Source organism: Brytella acorum, from assembly GCF_029309905.1.
Classification (GTDB): domain Bacteria; phylum Pseudomonadota; class Alphaproteobacteria; order Acetobacterales; family Acetobacteraceae; genus Brytella; species Brytella acorum.
Window position 1 is genome coordinate 17,051 of sequence record NZ_JARBJP010000010.1, and the last position, 22,490, is coordinate 39,540.

The 22,490-nt window shown below is 62.3% G+C and carries 15 protein-coding genes and 1 pseudogene; 8 read left to right on the forward strand and 8 right to left on the reverse strand.

Translation table 11 applies throughout. From position 1 onward, the window contains the following. Positions 1-774 carry an SDR family NAD(P)-dependent oxidoreductase gene (locus PWM43_RS12995; RefSeq protein WP_289842951.1) on the forward strand — a complete coding sequence of 258 codons (774 nt, stop codon included), beginning with the start codon at positions 1-3 and terminating at the stop codon, positions 772-774. Positions 775-860: 86 nt separating this feature from the next. On the opposite strand, the gene PWM43_RS13000 is transcribed toward PWM43_RS12995, so the two are convergent. Continuing rightward, positions 861-1,691 (reverse strand): class I SAM-dependent methyltransferase, encoded by an 831-nt coding sequence (locus tag PWM43_RS13000; RefSeq protein WP_289842952.1) that lies wholly within the window; start codon positions 1,689-1,691, stop codon positions 861-863. After that, positions 1,688-2,260 (reverse strand): DsbA family protein, encoded by a 573-nt coding sequence (locus tag PWM43_RS13005; protein ID WP_289842953.1) that lies wholly within the window; start codon positions 2,258-2,260, stop codon positions 1,688-1,690. The genes PWM43_RS13000 and PWM43_RS13005 overlap by 4 nt, the downstream gene beginning before the upstream one ends. 496 nt (positions 2,261-2,756) lie before the next feature. On the opposite strand from PWM43_RS13005, the gene glgA reads away from it, so the two are divergent. The 6 genes from glgA to treY all read left to right on the forward strand — a co-directional run bounded on the left by glgA (position 2,757) and on the right by treY (position 15,746). Beyond that, positions 2,757-4,403, forward strand: a complete 1,647-nt coding sequence (gene glgA, locus PWM43_RS13010) for a glycogen synthase GlgA (protein ID WP_289842954.1) — start codon at positions 2,757-2,759, stop codon at positions 4,401-4,403. Between the two features lie 77 nt (positions 4,404-4,480). Beyond that, entirely contained in the window at positions 4,481-6,700 is a 2,220-nt protein-coding gene (gene glgB / locus PWM43_RS13015; protein WP_289842955.1) for a 1,4-alpha-glucan branching protein GlgB, read from the forward strand. Continuing rightward, the gene (gene glgX, locus PWM43_RS13020) at positions 6,700-8,838 is read left to right on the forward strand and encodes a glycogen debranching protein GlgX (protein ID WP_289842978.1); all 2,139 of its coding nucleotides are present in this window, start codon (positions 6,700-6,702) and stop codon (positions 8,836-8,838) included. The genes glgB and glgX overlap by 1 nt, the downstream gene beginning before the upstream one ends. A 14-nt stretch (positions 8,839-8,852) precedes the next feature. Then, on the forward strand, positions 8,853-10,640 hold the full coding sequence (treZ, locus tag PWM43_RS13025; RefSeq protein WP_289842956.1) for a malto-oligosyltrehalose trehalohydrolase: 1,788 nt from the start codon (positions 8,853-8,855) through the stop codon (positions 10,638-10,640). Further along, entirely contained in the window at positions 10,633-12,747 is a 2,115-nt protein-coding gene (gene malQ, locus PWM43_RS13030; RefSeq protein ID WP_289842957.1) for a 4-alpha-glucanotransferase, read from the forward strand. Before treZ ends, malQ begins: the two co-directional genes overlap by 8 nt. Further along, positions 12,744-15,746 carry a malto-oligosyltrehalose synthase gene (gene treY, locus PWM43_RS13035; RefSeq protein ID WP_394356081.1) on the forward strand — a complete coding sequence of 1,001 codons (3,003 nt, stop codon included), beginning with the start codon at positions 12,744-12,746 and terminating at the stop codon, positions 15,744-15,746. Before malQ ends, treY begins: the two co-directional genes overlap by 4 nt. On the opposite strand, the pseudogene PWM43_RS13040 reads toward treY, so the two are convergent. From PWM43_RS13040 to PWM43_RS13055, 4 genes and pseudogenes are all read right to left on the reverse strand, one after another. Then, a pseudogene (locus PWM43_RS13040) lies at positions 15,739-16,524 on the reverse strand (aspartyl protease family protein); the annotation flags it as partial. The gene treY and the pseudogene PWM43_RS13040 overlap by 8 nt on opposite strands. Positions 16,525-16,677: 153 nt before the next feature. Beyond that, on the reverse strand, positions 16,678-18,483 hold the full coding sequence (gene ggt / locus PWM43_RS13045; RefSeq protein ID WP_289842959.1) for a gamma-glutamyltransferase: 1,806 nt from the start codon (positions 18,481-18,483) through the stop codon (positions 16,678-16,680). Positions 18,484-18,592: 109 nt separating this feature from the next. Beyond that, positions 18,593-19,147, reverse strand: a complete 555-nt coding sequence (locus PWM43_RS13050; RefSeq protein WP_289842960.1) for a cupin domain-containing protein — start codon at positions 19,145-19,147, stop codon at positions 18,593-18,595. Between the two features lie 71 nt (positions 19,148-19,218). Then, positions 19,219-19,542 (reverse strand): YnfA family protein, encoded by a 324-nt coding sequence (locus PWM43_RS13055; protein WP_289842979.1) that lies wholly within the window; start codon positions 19,540-19,542, stop codon positions 19,219-19,221. A 62-nt stretch (positions 19,543-19,604) separates the two neighbouring features. Between PWM43_RS13055 and PWM43_RS13060 the strand changes: the two genes are divergently transcribed. Then, positions 19,605-19,778: a hypothetical protein gene (locus PWM43_RS13060; protein WP_289842961.1), complete on the forward strand. Its 174-nt coding sequence runs from the start codon at positions 19,605-19,607 to the stop codon at positions 19,776-19,778. Here PWM43_RS13060 and PWM43_RS13065 read toward each other — a convergent pair. Continuing rightward, the gene (locus tag PWM43_RS13065) at positions 19,746-22,109 is read right to left on the reverse strand and encodes a heavy metal translocating P-type ATPase (protein WP_289842962.1); all 2,364 of its coding nucleotides are present in this window, start codon (positions 22,107-22,109) and stop codon (positions 19,746-19,748) included. The genes PWM43_RS13060 and PWM43_RS13065 overlap by 33 nt on opposite strands. Before the next feature lie 31 nt (positions 22,110-22,140). Next, a complete protein-coding gene (locus tag PWM43_RS13070; RefSeq protein WP_289842963.1) occupies positions 22,141-22,473 on the reverse strand; it encodes a hypothetical protein in 333 nt (110 codons plus the stop codon). Between the last annotated feature and the right edge of the window lie 17 nt (positions 22,474-22,490).

Here is a 22,490-nt window from a genome sequence, read left to right on the forward strand (position 1 = left end):
ATGTACCAGGAAAAACTCCGTCTCGATCAGCGCGTGGCCATCATCACGGGCGGCGCGCAGAACATTGGCCTGTGCTGCGCCGAGGCGCTGGCGGAATTTGGCGCGCATGTCGTGCTGGCCGATCTCGATCTCGATCGCGCCGCGCAGTCGGCCGGGGAACTGCGCGCGAAAGGCTACACCGCCTCGCATGTCGGCATGGATGTCACCTCCATGAAGAGCGTGGAAGATGCGGTCAGCGCCGTCGAGCAGGAATATGGGAAGATCGATATTCTCGTGGCGAGTGCTGGACTGTGCGTATCCGAAGTCAAGGCCGAGGACGTGCCGGAAGGGCAGTGGCTCAAGCAGATCGACATCAACCTCAATGGCATGTTCCGCTCATGTCAGGCCGTCGGCCGCGTCATGCTCAGGCAGGGCAGCGGCAGCATCGTTGCGATCGGCTCGATGTCAGGGCTGATCGTCAATCGCCCCCAGCAACAGGCGGCCTACAACGCGTCCAAGGCGGGCGTGCATCAGTATATCCGTTCGCTGGCCGCCGAATGGGCGCCGAGCGGCATTCGCGTCAACGCGGTGGCGCCGACCTATATCGAGACTACGCTGACGCGGTTCGGCATGGAAAAACCCGCGCTTTACGATCGCTGGATCGACGGCACGCCAATGGGGCGCGTCGGCCAGCCGGACGAGGTCGCTTCCGTCGTGCAGTTTCTGGCCTCTGACGCGGCCAGCCTGATGACCGGCGCGATCGTCAATGTGGATGCGGGTTTCACCGTCTGGTGACGCGGAAGGGTTCCGGTCGACCGGTGTCCGGGCCCTTCATGACATCGGTCGGGTGAACCGACATACGATCCCGCGTCCGGAATGTCCTATGCCCGGGCGTGGATCACATGCGCCTTGGGGGTGCCGGGCCAGGGCTGGACGGGCAGCTCGAACATCGCCAGCATGTCGGCGCGGTCCAGATCCTCGAACCAACGGAAGTTCGTCAGTTCCATGATGTCTTCCATGCCGCGTGCGTCGAAATAGCAGGCGGGTCGGCCATCGACGCCGCGCGTTTCGAAAACGCCCCGCGTGTCAGGCGCGCTGTTGGCGGGCGGCTCGAGATAGTCGAACACCATTTCGCCGCGGGGCAGGGATGAAATGAATCGCATGATGGCGTCGTTCATTTCATAGGTCAGATGCGGCACGAGCCCGAGGACCACGAAGAAGACGGGTCGCATCGGATTGAAACCAACCGCTTCGAGGCTGGGCAGCAATCCGTCATGGTCGAGATCCAGCGACACGAAAGCGAGGTTTTGCGGGACCTCCGCGCCGATCTCTGCCAGGCGCGCGCGCTTCCAGGCCTGCATCTCCGGCTGGTCGACCTCGAAGATTTTGACCTCCGACGACGCGTATGGCGGTCGAAAACCAAGTGTATTCAGTCCCGCGCCGAGGATGACGGCCTGATGGGTGCCCCCCGCGATCGCGCGGGCGAGGCGCTCTTCGGCAAAGCGGTTGCGCGCTGCGATGAAACCGCGCATGGCCGCTTCATGGGGGAGACGGTCCGGCTCGCCGGAAAGCTCCAGCGCTTCGGCACCGAGCAACCGGAGCGCCAGGGCGTCGTGCGGTGCGCCGTCAGCGGCCAGCAGATGATGGCGCGCCTGATGTCGCGCCACGTCCCAGGCCATACGGTCGGGACAAGGGGTCGTGATGGTGTTCATGCTGTCTCCGTGGTCAGGCGCGCCACCCAGTCGGACACGGCGTCACCGCTGCTGATGGCGGGATCGATCAACCCATCGATCATGAAAGTCGGCGAGACGTGGATGCCATTCTGCCGGGCATATTTGCAGTGCCATTTGATGACCGTATCAAGGTCGGGGATCGCGAAGGCTTCGGCGAGTTTCAGGCCGCTAAAGGCTTCAATCCGCGCGATGATGTCGTCCGGGGTGGATTCCATGTTCGGGCCACCGGCATGATGCGTGAACTCAAACGCCTCGCGATGGGCACCGACGGCGGTCAACACCCGCTTAGCATCTTCCCTGCCACCGCTGAGCGTCGAGGCTGCGATCACGCAGCGCGTTACGACACCGGAAAACATGTGCCAGGGCTGTGACTGGAGGCGGATCCTGATGGTGACGCGGTCTGGTCCGGCCTGATCGAGCAGGGCATCGAGTTTTCCAAGCGCGCGCACGGAAAACGGGCAGGTCGGCTCGACAAAGATCTCGAATATCCTTGGCCCGTGTCCCCAGGTCAGCGGATCGGCCCGCCATGTTTTCGTCTGTCCTGTCATGACGGTTCAGCTTCCCCGTTGAATGTGACGGCGTCTTGCGCGCGGATCATCACGCCGGGGCGAAAGTGGCGTCAACCGTTTCATACCGTGATGTGATGGTCCTACCGGGATGTAATATGACGCGGTAGGGATTGTTTCGATATTGCCGGACAGAGGGCGCATGACCGTCAGATCAAGGCGTGCTCCGTCCCGAAGCGGGGAAGCCCGACAGACCGTCGCGTCGCCAGCATTGCCGCGATCGGAGCGGCAGCTCGAACGCGGCTTTGCTCGGCGGTCTCTCTTTCGCGTCATGGCCCGGTCGTCACATGCTGATTACGGCAGGGCTGGGGCGTCGAGAAGGCATCTGCTGAAAGTGAGATCACATCGCCGTGATCGCGTTAACTCTCGCGGTTTCAAACGTTCTTCCCATACAGGTCGTCCACGGCGTGGGTGCCGGCATTTCAAACGATAAATACCCTCACGGGGCAGATTCCCATTTCGGGAAGGAGAACGGGTGATGAGCGCTTCGTCGATAACACTCTCCCGTTCTGTTCAGGTTCTGTCCGTGGCATCGGAGCTGTTCCCCTATGTCAAGACCGGAGGGCTGGGCGACGTCGTCGCTTCGCTGCCGGTCGCCCTGGCGGATTATGGGGTGCAGGTGCGGACGCTTGTTCCGGGCTATCCTGCCATTCTGGCCGCGATCGGCGAAGACTGCGAGGTCGTGCGGCTGCCGGATGTTCTTGGTCATGAGGCGCGACTGAGGCTGGGCAGCATTGGCGCTTTGTGTCTGGCCGTGCTCGATATCCCTGCGCTTTATGACCGTCCCGGCAATCCGTATCTGCGCGTCGACGGTCAGGACTGGCCCGATAACGGCATACGCTTCGCCGTCCTGGCGCGGGCCGCGGCCTGTATCGGTCAGGGCTTTCTGAGCGGCTACCACCCGGATCTCATTCAGACCCATGACTGGCAGGGCGGTCTGACGGCGGCCTATCTTCATTACGATGGCGATGAGGTCTGGCGCGCGAACGGCATGTCGCGTCGGCCGCGTGTCGTGCAGACCATCCATAACCTCGCTTTTCACGGCAGTTTCCCGGCGGAAGAGCGTGAGGCGTTCGGGCTTCCTGTTGAAGCCCTGAATATGGATGGATGTGAATTTCACGGAAAAATCAGTTTTCTGAAAGCGGGTCTTTTCTTCGCGGACTGGATCACGACCGTGTCTCCCACTTACGCTCAGGAAATCCAGGGCGAGCAATGGGGTATGGGGCTGGATGGTCTGCTGCGTGCCCGTTCCTCATGCCTCAGTGGCATTCTGAACGGTCTCGATACGACCGTGTGGAACCCCGCGCAGGATCCGTCGGTTCGTTTTCCCTATCGTCTGGGCGATATCGCCTCGCGGATGGCCAACAAACTGGCGTTGCAATCGGAATTTGGCCTGCCGCAGGATCGGAACGCCTTTCTCGTGGGCATCGTCAGTCGCCTTACGTCTCAGAAAGGCGTGGATCTCCTGCCTGAAATCATGGGACGTCTGCTGCATCGAAATACGCAGTTCGTGGTGGTGGGCGAGGGCGATCGCTCCATTCATCGGGAATTTTTTCGGCTGCAGCGCGCCTATCCGGGGCGCTTTGCCTGTTATCTGGGTTACAGTGAAGAACTGGGGCATCGTTTCCAGGCCTCCGTCGATGCGTTGCTGGTGCCCTCTCGCTTCGAGCCGTGCGGGCTGACACAGCTCTGCGCTCTCCGTTATGGAGCCGTTCCCATCGTCTCTCAGGTTGGCGGTCTGGCGGACACGATCGTCGATGCCAACGAAGCCGCGATCAGTCAGGGGGTCGGAACCGGTTTCCTGTTCTCTCCGGTTTCATCAGAGATGCTGGCAACGACCATCGAGAAAGCCAGAACTCTTTTTCGCGGGAACCGCAAAGCCTGGATCGCGCTCCAGAGAAATGGTGCCGCAACCGATGTCTCCTGGTCCGGAAAAGCGGCGCAATATGCGCAGCTCTTCGCATCGCTGGCCGAGATCGATCTCGATGCGGTCCAGGACACGGTTTCGGACCTTCCGCCGCCGAAACTGTTCGGCGGCAATGCGATCCGGCGCGTGACGCGACCGGGACGCCAGATCGCGCGCAAACCCGGTCGGATTCGACTGGGACTTCTCAGCAAAGCCTAGTCGTTCACACTTAAACATCACAGTCGGGCGGCTCGTGTCTCGATACACATGACAGGCCTCTGCGGGAGAGCATATTGATGCCGCGTAAGCAAGACGAGGCGTGGTTCACCGTTCCGGAGCACACGGATGAACTTCTCGCTGGACGATACGGCGACCCGTTTTCCATTCTCGGGCGTCATCAGGCGGAAAAAGTCGATATTATCCGCGCATTTTATCCGGATGCCGCCAATGTGAGGCTAATTGTTCAGCGTCCCCGCTCCGCGGAAATCGAAAAATCGATGCGTGCTGTCGATGATACCGGCATGTTCATCGGCACCATTCCCCGGAACGCGCGCTATCGCTTCAAGGTCACCTGGGCCGACGCGGTTGAGGAAGTCGAAGATCCCTATTCCATCGGACCGGTGCTCGATGACGCGGAACTTGAGGCTTTCGCGCGCGGTGCGCATTTCCATCTGCATTGCCTGCTCGGAGCGCATGCACGGACATTTGACGGGATCGACGGTGTGCTGTTTGCCGTGTGGGCGCCCAATGCCCGCCGGGTTTCCGTGATAGGCGATTTCAACATCTGGGACGGGCGACGTCATCCGATGCGTCTGCGTCATCGTGCGGGGGTGTGGGAGCTTTTCATTCCCGGCCTTCATCCCGGAGAGCGCTATAAATACGAAATTCTGTCGGCCAACGGAGAAATCCTTCCCCAGAAGGCGGATCCCTACGCGGCTTTCGCCGAGCGTCCCCCGGCGACCGCCTCCGTCGTCGTATCGCCCTGGGCCTATGACTGGCACGACGAGTCATGGATGGCGGCGCGACACGCCCGTCACGCGCCGGAAGCCCCGATTTCCATTTATGAACTGCATATTCCCTCATGGCGGCGTCCGGGTGGTAACTGTGACCGTGTGGCGACATGGGACGATCTCGAACGTGACCTGATCCCCTATGTCCGCGAGGCGGGTTTTACGCATATCGAGCTTCTGCCGATCATGGAGCATCCCTTCGGTGGTTCGTGGGGGTATCAGCCGCTCGGCCTGTTCGCACCCACCGCGCGGCATGGAACGCCCCAGCAGTTCGCGGCTTTCATCGACGCCTGTCATCAGGCGGAGATCGGTGTCATTCTGGACTGGGTTCCCGCTCATTTTCCCAATGATGTTCATGGTCTGGCACAGTTCGATGGCACGGCGCTGTTCGAACACATGGACCCGCGCGAGGGCCTCCATGAGGACTGGAACACGCTGATCTATAATTTCGGTCGCCATGAAGTGCGGGCTTTCCTTATTTCGAGCGCGGTGATGTGGCTGGAGCAGTTCCATATCGACGGGCTGCGCGTCGATGCCGTGGCATCGATGTTGTATCGCGATTACAGCCGGGCCGAAGGGCAGTGGGTGCCGAATATTCACGGCGGGCGTGAAAATCTCGAAGCGGTGGGATTCATTCGGGAGCTGAATGATACGGTCCGTCGCGTCCGCCCGGACGTCATGGTGATTGCCGAAGAGTCGACCGCCTGGCCCGGAGTGACGCAGCCGACGGCGGATGGCGGACTGGGATTTGCCTATAAATGGAACATGGGCTGGATGCATGACACGCTGCATTTCATGGAGCGCGATCCGCTCTGGCGCGGCTACCACCTGTCCGAAATTCTGTTCGGCACGCATTACGGATTTTCCGAGCGTTTCGTTCTGAGCATTTCCCATGACGAGGTGACGCACGGAAAAGGCTCGCTGCTGGCACGCATGCCGGGCGATGAGTGGCAACGTCATGCGGGGTTGCGCTCCTATCTGGCGTTCATGTGGACGCATCCCGGCAAAAAACTCATTTTCATGGGGTGCGAGATCGCTCAGGACGGGGAATGGGAGCACGGGGGCGAAATTCCCTGGCATTCTCTGGAAAACCCCCTCAAAGCCGGAACCCTGCGTCTGGTGTCCGATCTCAATCACACGCTCCGGCGGACGCCGGCTCTCCATGAGCGGGACGCGGACCCGCGCGGGTTTCAATGGGTGGTGGGCGATGACGTCGCCAACATCGTCTTCGCGTGGGTGCGTTATGCGCAGGATGGGCCGCCGGTGGTCGTCGTCTGGAACACGACACCTGTCATTCGACAGGGTTATCGGGTCGGGGTGCCGGAGGGCGGATTCTGGCGCGAGATCATGAATACGGATGCAGCGATTTACGGCGGCAGCAATGTCGGCAATGGCGGCGGCGTTTCGGCGGAACGGAGCGCGGCGCATGGGCACCCGTGGTCGCTCGATCTCGTTCTGCCGCCGATGGCGCTTCTCATTCTCTCGCCGGTCAGAACGGAGGTATGATGACTCGTCCGATTTCTCCCATGTTGCCTGGGAAACCGTGGCCGCTGGGCGCGACCTATGACGGTCATGGCGTCAATTTCGCCGTTTTTTCGGCCAATGCGACCCGGATCGACGTCTGTCTGTTCGACGAGGCGGGGCGGCGCGAGACGGCGCGGCTGACCCTGCCCGAATATACCGATGAAATCTGGCATGGTTATCTGCCGAATGCCGAACCGGGGCTGTTGTATGGTCTGCGGGCCTTCGGGCCTTATGAGCCTGACAAAGGCCACCGGTTCAATCCGCACAAGCTTCTGATCGATCCCTATGCGCGCGAACTGAGCGGCAAGATGCACTGGTCGGACGCCATGTTCGGCTACAAGCTCAAGGCGGCGCGGGCCGATCTGTCCTACGACCGGCGCGACAGCGCATCCTCCATGCCGAAATGCCGTGTCGTGGGGCTGGAACGGCCTTTGGTCCATGATCCAAGACCTGAAATCGCGTTTCAGGACATGGTGGTGATGGAAGCGCATGTCCGCGGCCTGTCCATGCTGCGCGACGGTGTCCATAAATTGCAGAAAGGGACGTTTCGCGCTCTTTCCGATCCGCGTTTCATTGAATATCTGCAGAAGCTTGGCATCACTTCGCTGGAACTGCTGCCGATACAGTCTTTCGTGACGGACCGCTTTCTGATCGAGCGTGGTGTCACGAATTACTGGGGATATAATACGTTCTCTTTTTTCGCCCCGCATCTCGGCTTTGTCGGTCGAGGCAGTTCGGATGATTTTCGTACGGCGGTCCGGCATCTCCATGCCGCCGGTATCGAAGTCATCATGGATGTCGTCTACAATCACACATGCGAGGGCAATGAACTGGGCCCGACGCTGTGCTATCGCGGTCTGGACAATGCCAGCTACTACCGGCTGCTGCCGGGTAACGAGCGGCATTACATCAACGATACCGGCTGCGGAAACACGCTCAATCTGTCGCATCCGCGTGTCACGCAGATGGTGCTGGATTCCCTGCGTCACTGGGTGACCGAATTCGGCGTTGACGGTTTCCGCTTTGATCTGGCGGTCATTCTGGCGCGCGAGGGATATGGTTACGACCAGGGTTCGGGCTTTCTGGACGCCATTTCCCAGGACCCGCTTCTCGTCTCCCGCAAGCTGATTGCCGAGCCCTGGGATCCGGGGCCGGGTGGCTACCAGGTCGGGAATTTCCCACCGGGCTTCCTTGAGTGGAACGACAAGTTTCGCGACACAACGCGTCGCTTCTGGCGCGGGGATCCAGGGCTTCAGGGGGAGATGGCCGCGCGTCTGGCGGGATCGGGGGATCTGTTCGACCATAGGGGACGTCGACCCTGGACGAGCGTCAATTTCGTGACCGCCCATGACGGTTTCACGCTGATGGATGTGGTGACTTACAATCAGCGTCACAACGAAGCCAATATGGAAGACAGTCGCGACGGGGCGGAAGACAACCACAGTTTCGACTGGGGTGTCGAAGGACCTACGGATGACGAAGCTGTCAATGCGGTGCGAGATCGTATCCGTCGCGCCATGATGGGAACGCTGATTTTCTCGCACGGGACGCCGATGATCCTGGCCGGGGATGAGTTCGGCCAAACCCAGAATGGCAATAACAACGTTTATTGCCAGGATAACGAATTATCATGGCTGCACTGGGATCTGCTGGAAACCGATCGCGGGCGGGATATGCACGATTTCGTCGCCCGCCTGATCGCGATCCGGAAAATGCATCCATCGCTGAAAGCCGCGCGTTACATGCATGGTCTGCACAAGCCGCGCGCCGACCTGCCGGATATCGCCTGGTTCGGAGCGGATGGTGAGCCGATGAGCGTTGATGAGTGGAACAGTGGCGAAAAACGTCCGCTGGGCGTGAGGCGCGCCCTCGAAAGCAACGGCGCGCTCGATATCACCTATCTTCTGCTTAATGCGGGAACCGAAGACGTCCTGTGTGTTCTTCCGGAGCCGCAGGGGAAATGGAGCCTGCTCGTCGACAGTGCGGACCCGGCGCGGACGGTGCTGGAAACGCCGCCCGAGGCCGACACTCATCGCAGCAAGGTGGTCGTGCAGGCTCATTCGATGCTGCTGCTGCAACTTCAGCTTGGCGACGGCGAGGCCGTCCCAGCCAGGAACTGACCGGAGGCGAGGCCATGTCGCGCAGTTTCCAGTATGACCGTCGTCAGGGGGCTGTGTTGCTGGCTCCGGACAGGACGCGTTTTCGCCTTTGGGCTCCGTCCTGTGAAGAGGTCACGCTCGAACGGGAAGGTCACGAACCGTTCCCGATGTCCGCTGTGGGAAACGGCTGGTTCGAATGCGAGGTGGCGAGCGGCGCCGGCGTCCGCTATCGCTACGGTATCAGCGCCGAACTGAGCGTTCCGGATCCTGCATCCTGCGCCCAGCCCGAGGATGTGCACGGACCCAGCCTCGTGGTCGATCCAGGGTCTTACATCTGGCGTTTTCCTGAATGGCGGGGCCGTCCGTGGCAGGAAACCGTCATTTACGAACTGCACGTCGGACTTTGCGGCGGCTATCGGAAACTGGCCGAAGATCTACCGCGCCTGACGGCTCTCGGTGTGACGGCGGTGGAGTTGATGCCGCTATCCGAATTTCCGGGGGACCGGAACTGGGGGTACGATGGCGTCTTCCCGTTCGCGCCTGAATCCAGCTACGGCACGCCCGATGATCTGAAATATCTGATCGACGAGGCCCATCGAAACGGCCTGATGATTTTTCTGGACGTCGTTTATAATCATTTCGGTCCTGACGGGAATTATCTTTCGCAGTATGCGGACGGTTTCTTCGCGCACGGTCAGAAAACGCCCTGGGGGGACGCGATCGACTTCCGGCGGCGCGAAGTCCGGGATTATTTCACTGATAATGCGCTCTACTGGCTGATGGAGTTTCGCTTCGACGGTTTGCGGATGGATGCGGTACAGGCGATCATCGACCGGAGCTGGCTGGAAGAACTGCGTCAGACCGTCGAAGCGCATGTGGAAGAGGGGCGGCACGTTCATCTTATTCTCGAGAACGAGAATAATGACGCCGCCCTTCTGCGGGACGGTTTTTCCGCCCAGTGGAACGATGACGCGCACAACGCCCTGCATGTGCTGCTGACCGGAGAAGACGAGGGCTATTACGGTAATTTCTCGGGCGCACCGATGCACTCGCTCGAAACCGTTCTGGAAGAAGGTTTCTGTTTCCAGGGGCAGGAGGCGCCTGTCGACGGGCGCAGGCGGGGCTCATCGAGTGGCGATCTGCCGACTGATAAATTCATATTTTTTCTCCAGAACCATGACCAGACCGGCAACCGCGCCATGGGTGAGCGCCTGACGACCCTCGCCTCTCCCGACGCTCTGCATGTGGCTTACGCCCTGATGCTGCTGAATCCGCAGATCCCGATGCTGTTCTTCGGGGAGGAGTGGGGCAGCCGCACGCCGTTCTTCTTTTTCACCAGCCATGGTCCCGAACTGGCGAAAATCGTCAGGGACGGCCGACGGGCGGAATTCCGTTCTTTCAGCGCCTTTCAGAGCGTCGAGCGTCGGGAACATATTCCCGACCCCAACGCTCTCGAAACCTTCGAACGCTCGCGTCCCGATCGTGCGGAGATGGAACAACCTGAGCATCGACGATGGCTCGACCTGACGTCCGGGCTGCTTGCTCTGCGCCACCGTTTCATCATGCCGCGTCTGGCGGGAACGGTCAGCGCGGGCGCGCAGATTCTGGAAGGCGCGGCGGGCAAGGATAAGGCTCTTCTGGCCCGGTGGATGATGGGCGACGGCGCGCTTCTGACGATTGCGATCAATCTCGGTCAGGACGCGGCGGTATTGCACGACAGGCCGGAAGGCGAGGCAATCTATGTCTGGCCGCATCCGCCCAATGGGTCCGTTCTCGGGGCCTGTTCGATGGGCGTCTGGCTGAAGGAGAGTCCTCATGTCTGATCAGGCCCTCGCCAAACAGGCTCGCGGGCTCGGCCTCAAGACGCGATGGCAGGATGCGCAGGGGAAGACGCGCGTCGTCTCGCCAGACAGTCTGCGACGTCTTGTCCCTTTGCTTCAGGCCAGCGCACACGATGGAAAAGGAGTTGCCCTGCCGCCCATGATCGTGGCCCAGTCAGGGCGCGCCGTGCGTCTTCCAGCAGGAGCCCATGAGAGCGATCGCTACAAGATCACGCTCGAAGACGGCATGACGATGGAAGGCCGGGTCCGGAAAGACCGGCAGGGGACGTATTCTCTGGCGGGCATGCGGACGCAAGGCTACCACAAGCTCGAAATCGGGGATCGGGAGGTTACGCTCGCCGTGGCGCCCTCGCATTGCCCAACGCTGGCGGATCTTACCGGCGCGCGCACGCCGCGTATGTGGGGCGGCGGCGCACAGGTCTATGGTCTGCGCGATCGAAACGACGGTGGGCTCGGTCATTTCAGCGCTGTCGGAGGGCTGGCCAGTGCTCTTGGGCACGCCGGAGGCGATGCGCTGATGCTCAGTCCGACCCATGCCATGTTCGCGGCCCGTCCGGAGCATTACAGCCCGTATTCTCCGTCGAGCCGCCTGTTCCTGAATGTCTTTCTGATAGACCCCCATGCGGTGTTCGACGCGCAGACCGTCCGCGCCGCCATGCGGCGCGCCGGGCTTTCAGTCCCGGCGCTTCATCGCCTGGAAGAAGCGGATCTGATCAACTGGACGGAAGCCGCCTCCGCGCGCCTGAAGCTGTTGCGCGCCCTTTACGAAACGCGAAGCACTCCTGTTGAGCCCGACGATTTTGCGGCCTTCGTCGCGGCGGGAGGCACGCCTCTTCATCAACATGCGGTTTTCGAGGTTCTCCATGCTCAGGCCGTGCGGCGCGGCCCACGGGGTGGAGACTGGCGGTCCTGGCAGGAAACGGTCCGTCATCCCGGCAATCCGGAAGTGGCGAGTTTCGCGCGGGGCATGGAAGACGAAGTCATGTTCCACAAATTCCTGCAATGGCTGGCCGCACGCGGTCTGCGCAGCGCCCAGGAGAGCGCCCTCAAAGGGGGTATGCGGATCGGTCTCATCGGGGATCTGGCCATCGGCGTCGATCCGCAGGGGAGCGAGTGCTGGTCCAACCAGACCGATCACCTGCTGGGCCTGTCGATCGGCGCGCCGCCCGATGCGCTCAGCCGGGCGGGGCAGAACTGGGGCCTGACGACCTATGCGCCGCGCCGTCTGGTCGCGACGGGATATCGCGCTCTCATCGAGATGTTGAAGGCCAATTTCCGCTATGTCGGCGGCCTGCGCATGGATCATGTGATGGGCATGGAGCGTCTGTGGGTGATTCCGGAAGGCGGAAGCTCGGCGGATGGGGCCTATCTCGATTATCCGCGTGACGACATTTTGCATCTGACCGCACTTGAGGCGGCACGCGCCGGAGCCGTGGTCATCGGCGAGGATCTCGGAACGGTTGAGCCCACTTTTCGCGAGGCACTTTCGCGGCAGGCTTTGCTGGGCATGAACGTCCTGCCGTTCCAGAAGGACCCCAAAGGCTGTTTTCTGGCGCCGGACGCATGGTCCGGCAAGGCCGTGGCCATGACCACGACGCATGACCTTCCGCCCCTCGCCGGGTGGTGGCAGGGCGTGGATCTGCAATGGCGTCGCACGACCCGGGAAATCGCGACCGATGAAGGCCTTGAGAGCGCCCGGAAAGAACGGGATGGAGAGCGCGAGGCCCTGTGGAGCGCCCTGAGCGCGGATCGACGCAAGAAAAAGCGTCCCGTGCGCAAGGCCGCACCGGATCAGGCGAAAGCGCCCGACGAATGCACGCTCGAAGATCCGACACGCCCCGACGCCAGCGCCAAAGGTGCTCGGGTTATCGTGGATCTGGCCGTGCGTTATACGGCTGAGGCGGCCTGTCCCCTGGCTCTGGTGCCTCTTGAGGATCTTCTCGGGCTGGACGAGGCCGTCAATATTCCCGGCACATTGACGGAACATCCGAACTGGCGTCGGCGCTACCCCGGACTGACCCGCATGTTGCTCAAACGCGCCGCTGTCACATCGCGCCTGACAGGTCTGCGCACGGAGAGGCCGCGATGAATGAGGATCCCATGCGGGACGTGACATCCGACCCGTGGAACGGCGTGCGGGCCACGATGCGCCTTCAGTTCCGGCAGGGTTTCACGCTGGCGAAGGCGGCGCAATACGTTCCGTATCTGGCGCGGCTCGGTATCAGCCATGTCTATGCCTCCCCCCTGTTTCGCAGTCGCCCGGGCTCGACACACGGCTATGACGTCCTCGATTACGGTTGCATCGAGCCGGAGCTGGGTGGTGAAGAAGGGCTGAAGACCCTCATGGCCGCGCTTCGCGAGCACGGCATGGGGCTGATGATCGACATCGTGCCGAATCACATGGCGGTGGGCGGCGCCGGGAACCTCTGGTGGGAAGACATGCTGGCATGGGGACGCCGCAGCCCGCATGCGTCCTTCTTCGATGTGGCGTGGGACGATCCCGGTCCGGAGACCGATGGCAGGATCGTCATGCCGTTCCTCGACCGCCCCTACGCACAGGCGCTGCAGGAAGGCGTTCTCTCCCTGACCTGCCCCGCGGAAAGCGGCCGGTTTTTCGTCCAGCATCACGAGCATCGTTTCACGGTCTGCCCGACGGATTATGCCACTCTCCTGCGTGGCAGCGGTATGCCCGCCGTGCTGCAGGCCGCGCTGTCCATCCTCGCCCAGCGGGACAGACCCGATCGCGAGACGGCAGACACGTTGAGGCGGCTGGCCCAATGGGCTGGGAGCGACGCCGGGGCAACGGCCGTGCGGCGGTGCCTGGAAAATTACGACACCGGCACGCCCGTCGGGCGGAGCCGTCTCCATGCGTTGATCGAGAAACAGGCATGGGTTCTGAAATTCTGGCGTTCCGGGTCCGAAATTCTCAACTGGCGGCGGTTTTTCGACAATACGGGTCTGGGTGGTCTCTGCGTCGAGAAAATCGACGTGTTCGATGCCACGCATGATTACGCCATTTCCCTGTATGCACGCGGCCTCGTGGACGGGTTTCGCGTCGATCACATCGACGGTCTCGCTGCGCCGGACGCCTATTGTGCCCGGTTACGCGCCCGGCTGGAGGGGGTGGCTTCGCAACGACCGCCTGATGCGCCTTCTGACGCTCCGGTCTATGTGGAAAAAATCCTCGAACCCGGCGAGGCGCTCCCCGCAGACTGGAAGATCGACGGCTCGACGGGCTATGATTTCATGGATCAGGTCTCCGCCGTTCTGCATGACGGGTCCGGCCAGCCCGAACTCGACGCGCTCTTTGCCACGTGTCTCGATGAGGCAAGTGCTTTTCCTGCGATGCAACGCCATGCGCGTCGCGAAATCCTGTCGGGCATGTTTCCGGCAGAATTTGCCCGTCTCGTGCGGCGACTGGCGCGCGCGCTCGAAGAGGCGCCGGAGGGCGGGATCGGCAACGGACATGACGATACGTTTGAGAGCGTAGCGGTCGTCGCGCGTGCGTTGCTGCTTCCGTTTGACCTTTACCGCACCTATTACGCCGACGAGCGGCTGGCGGATCACACGGCGGACCGTGAAGCGCTCGGCAGGGCCGCTGATCAGGCGAGAGGGCAGCTGTCTCCCGCGCGGCATGAACTGCTCGATCGTATCGTCGCATGCCTGTCAGTATCGGTGGAAAAGGGGCCATCCCTCGCCCAGCGACGGGCGCAGCGGAGTTTCGAGCATCTGACGGCCCCGCTTGCCGCCAAGTCTCTCGAAGATACGCTTTTCTATCGTTATGTCCGACTGATATCGCGCAACGAAGTGGGCAGCAAACCGGACTGCGTGGCTTTGTCCGTGCCGGTGTTCCATGAGCGCTGTGCGCAGCGACTGGAAACGCATCCGGACGCGATGCTGGCGACGGCGACGCATGATCACAAGCGCGGCGAGGATGCGCGCATGCGGATCGCGGTGCTCAGCGAGGTCGCCGAGGCCTGGTCGGCGCAGGCGCGCAACTGGCTGGACAGGCTTGGTGATGCTCGGGACGCGCCTGATCGCTCGGATGCGTTGATGCTGTTGCAGACGCTCCTCGGCGTCTGGCCACTCAACGGTGACCTGGAGGGACTTGAAGATCGGGTGAGCGCCTGGTTCATCAAGGCCTTGAGGGAAGGCAAGCGTCATACCAGCTGGCTCGATCCAGACGAGGCCTACGAAAAATCCTGTCTGGAGGCGCTCGGCGCGTTGCTGGACCCGGCCCGGTCGCGCGTCTTTCAGAACGAGATGATGGCGTTTGTGCGCCAGATCGCCCCCGCCGCCGCGTTGAATGGCCTGTCGCAGACATTGCTGCGGCTTACCGTACCCGGTGTGCCCGATCTCTATCAGGGCTGCGAATTCTGGGATTTCAGTCTCGTGGACCCGGATAACCGCCGCGCCGTTGATTACGAGCAGCGCGAGAGGGTGCTCGGCGAGGCCATGGATTTCGACATGGCGGCCGCCTGCTGGGAAACCGGCGCGGTCAAACAGACACTCATCCATGCTCTGCTCGCATGTCGTCGGCGTCATCCCCTGCTTTTCGCACGAGGACGTTTCGAGCCTTTCGCCGTGAAAGACGATCGTCACATCGTGTTCCGCCGGGTGCTCGGCGAGGACCAGCTCCTCATTATCGCGCCCCGACACATGGCCGGGTTGCATCCCGATCCGGCCTCGTTATCGCTGAACGGAACGCTTTCTCCCATCGCACTCCCGCAGGACTGCGCGGGCCGATGGGAGAGCGTGTTGAGACCGGGACGGTTCGTTACGATCGGCGCGGCGAACGCGTCCCTGTGGCCGCTGGATGCTGCGCCGATCGAATGTCTGATCCGGACATCAGGGATGGTTGCGAGGAAAATACGACGACCTGACGACGGGCTCATTGTCCCGCTGACGCTGACGCTGGCGCTGCCGGGGACGAAGGAGGCGGCTGCGACACGCTTAAAACCTTCGCGAGGACGGGCTGGACGAAAATCCAGTTTTCGCGTCGGGGAATCCACACCCGGTTCCGACGGAGAAATTCGGCGCCCAGCAGACTGTCGCGCGTGTCTCCGACGTTCAGGACGGGGTGCATGATGCGGAAGGGACCGATGTCGAGGCTGTCGAAATGATGGAGATATCGAACGGTTTTTCGGTCGTCGATGCCGATCCCGACCCCTCTGCGATCCTGAAGAAGATCCGCCTTTTTTACGCCGGCAGCCAGCGCGTCATCGAGTGAAATGAGGGTTCTGTGCGCGCCGCTATCCAGAAACGCCTCCATGGGATGACCGTCGAGTTTGAGATGAACCTGGATTTTGGATCGATCCTGCGATCCGTGATCGATCCCGATCTTGTAAAATCCTCCGTTCCAGTCAGGCTGCGACTCACCGCATCCGTGCGTGACGTAGAGATTGATCCGGCGGGCGGGCAGGTCGAAGACGACATCGTAACTGCTCAGGAAGTCGGCTCCGAAAAGCCCGACTACTGGAAGTCCGTTCACCATTCGGCCATCGAACAGGTTCCCGACCGTAACGAACGGGATATCCGACGCGGTTCCGCTCCCCATGCCGAGCTTGTCCGCTATCGCGACGCCCGCGAATGTCTCGCCGCCTGTCCCGCGCATCCGGACCGTGTGGAAGCTGGATACAAGGTCGAGCTTATCGACCTCCTGAGGCCAGATGCTGCTGATCTGCGCCCCGGTATCGACGATAAAGGCCACGGGGTGGCCATTGACGGTGGCCTTCACGATGGGAGACCCCGTGGCATTCAGCACTTCAAGATTGCCCAGAGTGGAAATCCTGCACACGCCGTCATCGGCGCATGCGGAAAGCAGGAGCGGAATTCCCAGAAAGAGCCAGCGCATCGATCGAAACATGATGCAACATATCGCCGAGCTCGCGTCACGCGGCAAGTGTGGTTCTGTCCATCACGTCAAATCGTCATATTCGAGTGCCGTCGACCGAAATCGAGAGGGACAAAACCGGTTGTCCCGCATCCATGCCACGATGCGAGAATGTCGCGCTGGCGTTTACTCTCCGGCCGCTCCTCCGCCCGCGTGCCGACGGTCATAGCCGCCGTAGAATTTTCCATCCGGCTTCTGGCCGAGGCGTGCCCCACCGTACAGGACGCCCTCGACCGAACCCCAGGCCTGATGCACGGCGATCTGGTAGCCCTGGGCTTCGAGCGCCATGATGGTGTCGGGAGAGAGCGCGCCGGGCTCGACTTCGACGGTTTCCGGCTCCCACTGCTCGTGTATGCGTGGCATGTCGACGGCGTCCTGAATGGTTTTGCCGTAATCGACGACGCCGAGTATGGCGGCCAGGGTGATGGTCGGAATACGCGAGCCACCCGGGCTTCCGACCGCCATGATCGCCTTGTTCCGATAGGACAGGATCGTCGGTGACATCGACGACAGCGGCGTCTTGCCGGGCGCGATCGCATTGGCCTTGCTTCCGACGATGCCGAACATGTTGGGCGCGCCCGGTTTGGTGGCGAAATCATCCATTTCGTCGTTGAGAAAATAGCCGGCCCTGCCCGCCATGACCTTGCCGCCGAACCAGCCGTTCAGCGTGTAGGTCACGGCGACGGCGTAACCCGATTTGTCCATGATGGAATAATGCGTGGTCTCGTGCTTCTCCGGCTGCGGATCGCCTGCCGTCAGATCGGAAGATGGCACAGCCCTGTCGGCGGGAATACCGGCCCGGATCCTGGCGGCATAGGCCGGATCGACCAGATGCTCGACCGGGTTCTGCACGAAAGCCGGATCGCCGAGATCACGTCGGTCGGAATAGGTGTGCCGCATGGCCTCGATTTCCTGATGGGCTGCTTTGGGGCTGTACAGTCCCTCCTGATGCAGGTCGTAGCCCGAGAGAATATTCAGCATCTCGCAGAGCGCCACGCCGCCGCCGCTCGGAGGCGGGGCGGTATCCACATGGAAGCCGCGATAGATGCAGTGCACGGGTTCGAGAACGCGCGGTTTGTAGGCCGCGAAATCGGCCATTTCCAGAATACCACCCCCGACCTTGCTGGCGCGGACGGTCTCCTGTGCGATCCAGCCCTTGTAAAAAGCGTCCGGCCCCTGATCCGCGATCATCTGGAGCGTCCTGGCCAGGTCGCTCTGGACGAAGCGGTCTCCAATCTGGAAGGGCTGTCCGTCGTTCCGCAGGAAGATCTTCGAGGCGTAGGGATCGCTGGCGAAAGCGGCTGTCGACGTGTTGAGCAGATGGACGTCGTTCTCCTCGAGAACGTAGCCGTCCCGGGCCAGCGCGATTGCGGGCGCCATGACTTTCTCGCGGCTCATCGTGCCCCAGCGCTTCAGCACCATGTCCAGTCCGGCGACGGTTCCCGGCACGGCGACCGATTTCCAGCCAAGAGTGGACAGATCCTTGATGACGTTGCCGTTGGCGTCCTGATACATCGTCTCGGTGGCGGCCAGAGGCGCATGCTCGCGAAAATCAACGAAGAAGGCTTTGCCATCGGGCGTGCGCAGGGTCATGAAACCGCCCCCGCCGATATTGCCCGCCGCCGGATAGACCACGGCGAGCGCATAGCCCACGGCGACGGCCGCATCGATGGCGTTGCCTCCGTCCTTCAGGATCCGCGCGCCGATGTCGGAAGCCAGATGCTGGGCCGAAACTACCATGCCATGCGCCCCGACCGTCGAGGGAATTGATTTCAGGGCGCCGTTCGCGCCGCCGAAATTCAGGGCGTCTCCACCCGGGGCGGCGAAAGCGGGCACACTCGTCCCGCAGAGAACGGTGCCCGCGATCACGATGGCGCGGAACCGACCGAGATACGTTCCGAAGGAAAAGGTTCCGGCAGAAGGGGACGCCATGATGTTTCGATGCTCCGGGCTGACTCAAACACCTATTATGGCGGCCTTCGCCAAATGGGAAAGCTGTTATTGCCGCGCGTGCCGTCGGGGCCGCGTCGATCCTCCCTCCCTATTTGAACCGGCAGGGCTGATCGGTCGTCGGCGGCTCGTCGGTCTGGATCACCATGAGTTCGACCGGACCATCACCGACATTGCCCGCGAAATGCCCCACGCGTCCCTGGGCGTCCCTGCGGCTCATCTGGTCTTCGCCAAGCGAGACGTCGCCCGGTCCCATCGTGACTTTCGTGCCGTCCATGGCCGTGACATACCACGTTCCCCTGAGCGGTATGATCCACTGAACCTTGGGGTCAGGGTGCCATGCGCCGTTCCAGTGCGACGGCTGAACCGTGAAGATCACCTGCGCCGATCCCTGCTTCAGGCGGTCCTGCCATTGCGGTCCCGCGGGTTTCGACATCGTCTTGAGGTCGAAATTCCGGACGGGGCAGTGGGTCATGTGACTGACGCCGTCATGGTCGGTCCAGTTGTGCCAGTACCACATCGTCGGGGAAGGCGGGGCCGCCTGCGAGGCCAGAGGCCCTGTCGCGACGCTCAGGATCAGGGCGTGCACGCCAAGCCATGGAGCGCTTCTGGCGACGCTGGAGCGGAGCCCATGTTGCGTTGTCATTCCGATCGTTCTCCGCGTTGTTGTCCGTAGGGAAGCAACCGGTCGTCTCCGTAATGGTTCCTTCACAACCGTCATGGGCGGTGCGGCGCGAGGAGAATAATGGCCGTTCCCAGCAGGCAGCAGCACGCGCCCGCGAGATCCCAGCGATCGGGGCGTACGCCTTCGGCGCCCCAGAGCCAAAGAAGAGCCGCACAAATATATATGCCGCCGTAAGCCGCGTAGGCACGACCGGCCTCGTCGGTGTCCACCAGCGTCAGCAGCCATGCGAATGCGATGAGGGACACGCATCCGGGCAGAACCCAGAAGGCGGATTTCCCCATGCGAAGCCATGCCCAGAACGCGAAACAGCCGCCGATCTCGGCCAGCGCCGCGCCCGCGTAGATGAGGGGCGTCATCGTCGACATCGTGAATTCTCCGTTCTTTCATGGTTTGCACAATGATCTCTTGCGGATCGGTCTTGCGTTTTATCATGAGGCCCGGCTCGACACTGCCCGTGCAGTTCGCCGGTCACGCGCGGCAGGACGACGATGTCTTCCGCGTGGACGCGAAGACCGGTGCCGTGGAAGCCATTCTCTCCCAGGGCGCGGGTGCCCTGATATCAGCGCCGGACGGGTTTCCAGCGGTTCAGTAGAAGGGAGTTGCTGACGACCGAGACCGAACTCATCGCCATCGCCGCTCCGGCGACGACCGGGCTGAGCATGCCGGTCGCCGCGAGTGGCAGGCCCAGGACGTTGTAGAAAAACGCAAAGAACAGGTTCTGGCGGATCTTGGCCAGTGTGGCGCGGGAGAGCGAAATCGCATCGAGAACGCTGCCGAGTTCGCTTTTCATGAGAATGATGTCGGCGGTATCGATGGCGATGGCTGACCCGGCGCCGATGGCGAAGCTCACATCGGCGGCCGCCAGAGCGGGCGCGTCATTGATTCCATCGCCGACCATGCCGACGACATGGCCGCGCGCCCGGTACCGGCCCACGGCTTCGGCCTTCTGTTCAGGCAGAACGCCTGCGACGTAATCATCCACACCCGCTTCCCGCGCCACCACGGATGCGGCGCGTTCATTGTCACCCGTGAGCATGATGACGCGCGTCCCGGCGCGTTTCAGGGCCGCGATCGTGGACACCGCATCGGATCGCAGCGGGTCCGACAGGCCGAAATAGCCCAGCAATGTCGTTCCCAGTGCCACGCCAATGACGGTCTGGCCCTGCATCTGCATGCGCCCGATCAGCGCATCGTCGAGCGCCAGCCCCGCGTTGTTGAGAAAGGCGGGCGAGCCGAGCCGTGCGATCTCGCCATGGATCCTGCCCGTGACACCCAGGCCCGGAACGGCGGTGAATGCGTCCATCTCCAGCGGATCGACGCCCTCGGCGCGCGCGAGGATGGCGCGCGCCAGAGGATGCTCGGAATTTCTCTCCAGCGTAGAGGCGACGGAGAGGAGGTGCCGCTCATCCTGCGCTGGAGAGGCATGAATTTCGCGAACGGTTGGTCGCCCTTCCGTCAGCGTGCCGGTCTTGTCGAAAATGATGGTCGTGAGTTTCTGCGCGTGTTCGAGCGCATCGGCGTTACGGAACAGGATGCCGTGATGCGCGCCCTGGCCGGTCCCGACCATGATGGCCGTCGGCGTCGCGAGGCCCAGCGAGCAGGGGCAGGCGATTACGAGAACCGATACGGCCGAGACGAGGCTCCATGTCGCGGAGCCGGTGATTGCCCATCCGGCCAGAAACGTGACGGCGGCGATGGCGATGACCGTCGGCACGAAAACGCTCGAAATCCTGTCGGCGAGGCGCTGGACGGCGGCCTTCGAGCCCTGGGCCTGCTGAACCATTTTCACGATGCGCGCCAGAGCCGTGTCCGCGCCCACGCCGGTTGCCCGGGCACGGAGCGCGCCGTTGGCGTTGAGCGTGCCGCCGATGATCCTGCTTCCCTGTTCTTTCAGCACGGGCAGACTTTCGCCCGTCAGCATGGACTCGTTGACTTCCGATGCGCCCTCGATCACGACGCCATCCACCGGCACGCTCTCGCCGGGCCTTACGGTGAACACGTCGCCCACGCGCAGTTCGGGCACGGGGCGATCGACCGTCGCGCCGTCGATCTCGACATGGGCCATGTCCGGTTGCAGGCGCAGCAGAGTTTCCACACCCGCGCTCGTCTGGTTCCTCGCGCGGGCTTCCATCAGCTTGCCGAGCGAAATCAGCGTGATGATCGCCGCGCTGGCTTCGAAATAGACTGGCTGTCTCAGACCCGTCATCACGATGATCGCGCTGAAACAATAGGCGACGCTGGTGCCGAGCACGACCAGCACGTCCATATTGGCCGATCCGCCGCGCACGGCATTCCACGCCCGTTGATACATATGGCGCGCGCAGTAGAACTGCACGGGCGTGGCGAAAGCGAACTGCGCCCATCGCGGCAGCATCGGGAGCGAGCCGATGAACATGGCGATCATTTCGTAAAAGAGCGGCAGCGAGAGGAGCAGCGTCAGTAGGAACGCATTGCGCTCCTGACGCCACGCGCTGGCCCGGCGCGCCTGGGCGTCTTCCGGCTGTCCATCATGGACGATGCTTGCGCCAAATCCCGTTTTTTCGATCCGGGCGATGATCTCCGCCACGTCCGTGACGCCGGGTATGAAGGCGACATGAGCCGTCTCGGTGGCGAAATTCACGCTGGCCCGCGTCATGGGCATGCGGTTCAGAACTTTTTCGATCCGCGTCGCGCAGGCCGCGCAACTCATGCCGGTCAGATCGAGATCGACTGTTTCTTCCGGTACGGTGAAGCCCGCCTTGCGTATGGCGGCCATCACGTTATCGGCGGATGCCGTCGGACCATCCAGCGAGACCTGGGCGTTTCCGGAGGCGAAATTGACCGCTGCCTTCACGCCCTCCTGCCGGTTGAGGATCTTTTCCACACGTGCGGCACAGGCGGTGCAACTCATGCCGTCGATCGGGACGTTGAGGGTCTGGGGCAAGAGTTCGTCTCCCGATCGAGCAGTTTGGTTTTCAGCGTTCCTGCGTCGCTTCCGGCGCTGTGCCGCCCATCATTTCACGAGCGGTCATTTCACTGTCCATCCGACGGCAGGCCGCGTCCGGTGCCTGCATGGCCGGGGTCAGGGCGGCTCCCTTCCGCCGGGCGTCTTCCAGCTTCTCGCAGATTGCCATTTTCCGCGCCATGTCAAGGTCCGCCATGGATTTCGCCGAGAATTTGGGCGTGGATTCAGGCGGCGAAGTCCTGGGGTGTCCAGCCATTGTGTCGCTGCCGGTCGGTCCGGGTGGTGCCGCCATGGCTGTGCCTGTGAGAAAGAGGGCGATCGCAAGAGCGGGAGAGGCGCGCATGTTGGTATCCCATGATC

Excerpts from the sequence above, each read along its gene's own strand:
- PWM43_RS12995 (WP_289842951.1), top strand. The coding sequence starts at position 1 with ATGTACCAGGAAAAACTCCGTCTCGATCAGCGCGTGGCCATCATCACG.
- PWM43_RS13000 (WP_289842952.1), bottom strand. The coding sequence starts at position 1,691 with ATGAACACCATCACGACCCCTTGTCCCGACCGTATGGCCTGGGACGTG.
- PWM43_RS13005 (WP_289842953.1), bottom strand. The coding sequence starts at position 2,260 with ATGACAGGACAGACGAAAACATGGCGGGCCGATCCGCTGACCTGGGGA.
- glgA (WP_289842954.1), top strand. The coding sequence starts at position 2,757 with ATGAGCGCTTCGTCGATAACACTCTCCCGTTCTGTTCAGGTTCTGTCC.
- glgB (WP_289842955.1), top strand. The coding sequence starts at position 4,481 with ATGCCGCGTAAGCAAGACGAGGCGTGGTTCACCGTTCCGGAGCACACG.
- glgX (WP_289842978.1), top strand. The coding sequence starts at position 6,700 with ATGACTCGTCCGATTTCTCCCATGTTGCCTGGGAAACCGTGGCCGCTG.
- treZ (WP_289842956.1), top strand. The coding sequence starts at position 8,853 with ATGTCGCGCAGTTTCCAGTATGACCGTCGTCAGGGGGCTGTGTTGCTG.
- malQ (WP_289842957.1), top strand. The coding sequence starts at position 10,633 with ATGTCTGATCAGGCCCTCGCCAAACAGGCTCGCGGGCTCGGCCTCAAG.
- treY (WP_394356081.1), top strand. The coding sequence starts at position 12,744 with ATGAATGAGGATCCCATGCGGGACGTGACATCCGACCCGTGGAACGGC.
- ggt (WP_289842959.1), bottom strand. The coding sequence starts at position 18,483 with ATGGCGTCCCCTTCTGCCGGAACCTTTTCCTTCGGAACGTATCTCGGT.
- PWM43_RS13050 (WP_289842960.1), bottom strand. The coding sequence starts at position 19,147 with ATGACAACGCAACATGGGCTCCGCTCCAGCGTCGCCAGAAGCGCTCCA.
- PWM43_RS13055 (WP_289842979.1), bottom strand. The coding sequence starts at position 19,542 with ATGACGCCCCTCATCTACGCGGGCGCGGCGCTGGCCGAGATCGGCGGC.
- PWM43_RS13070 (WP_289842963.1), bottom strand. The coding sequence starts at position 22,473 with ATGCGCGCCTCTCCCGCTCTTGCGATCGCCCTCTTTCTCACAGGCACA.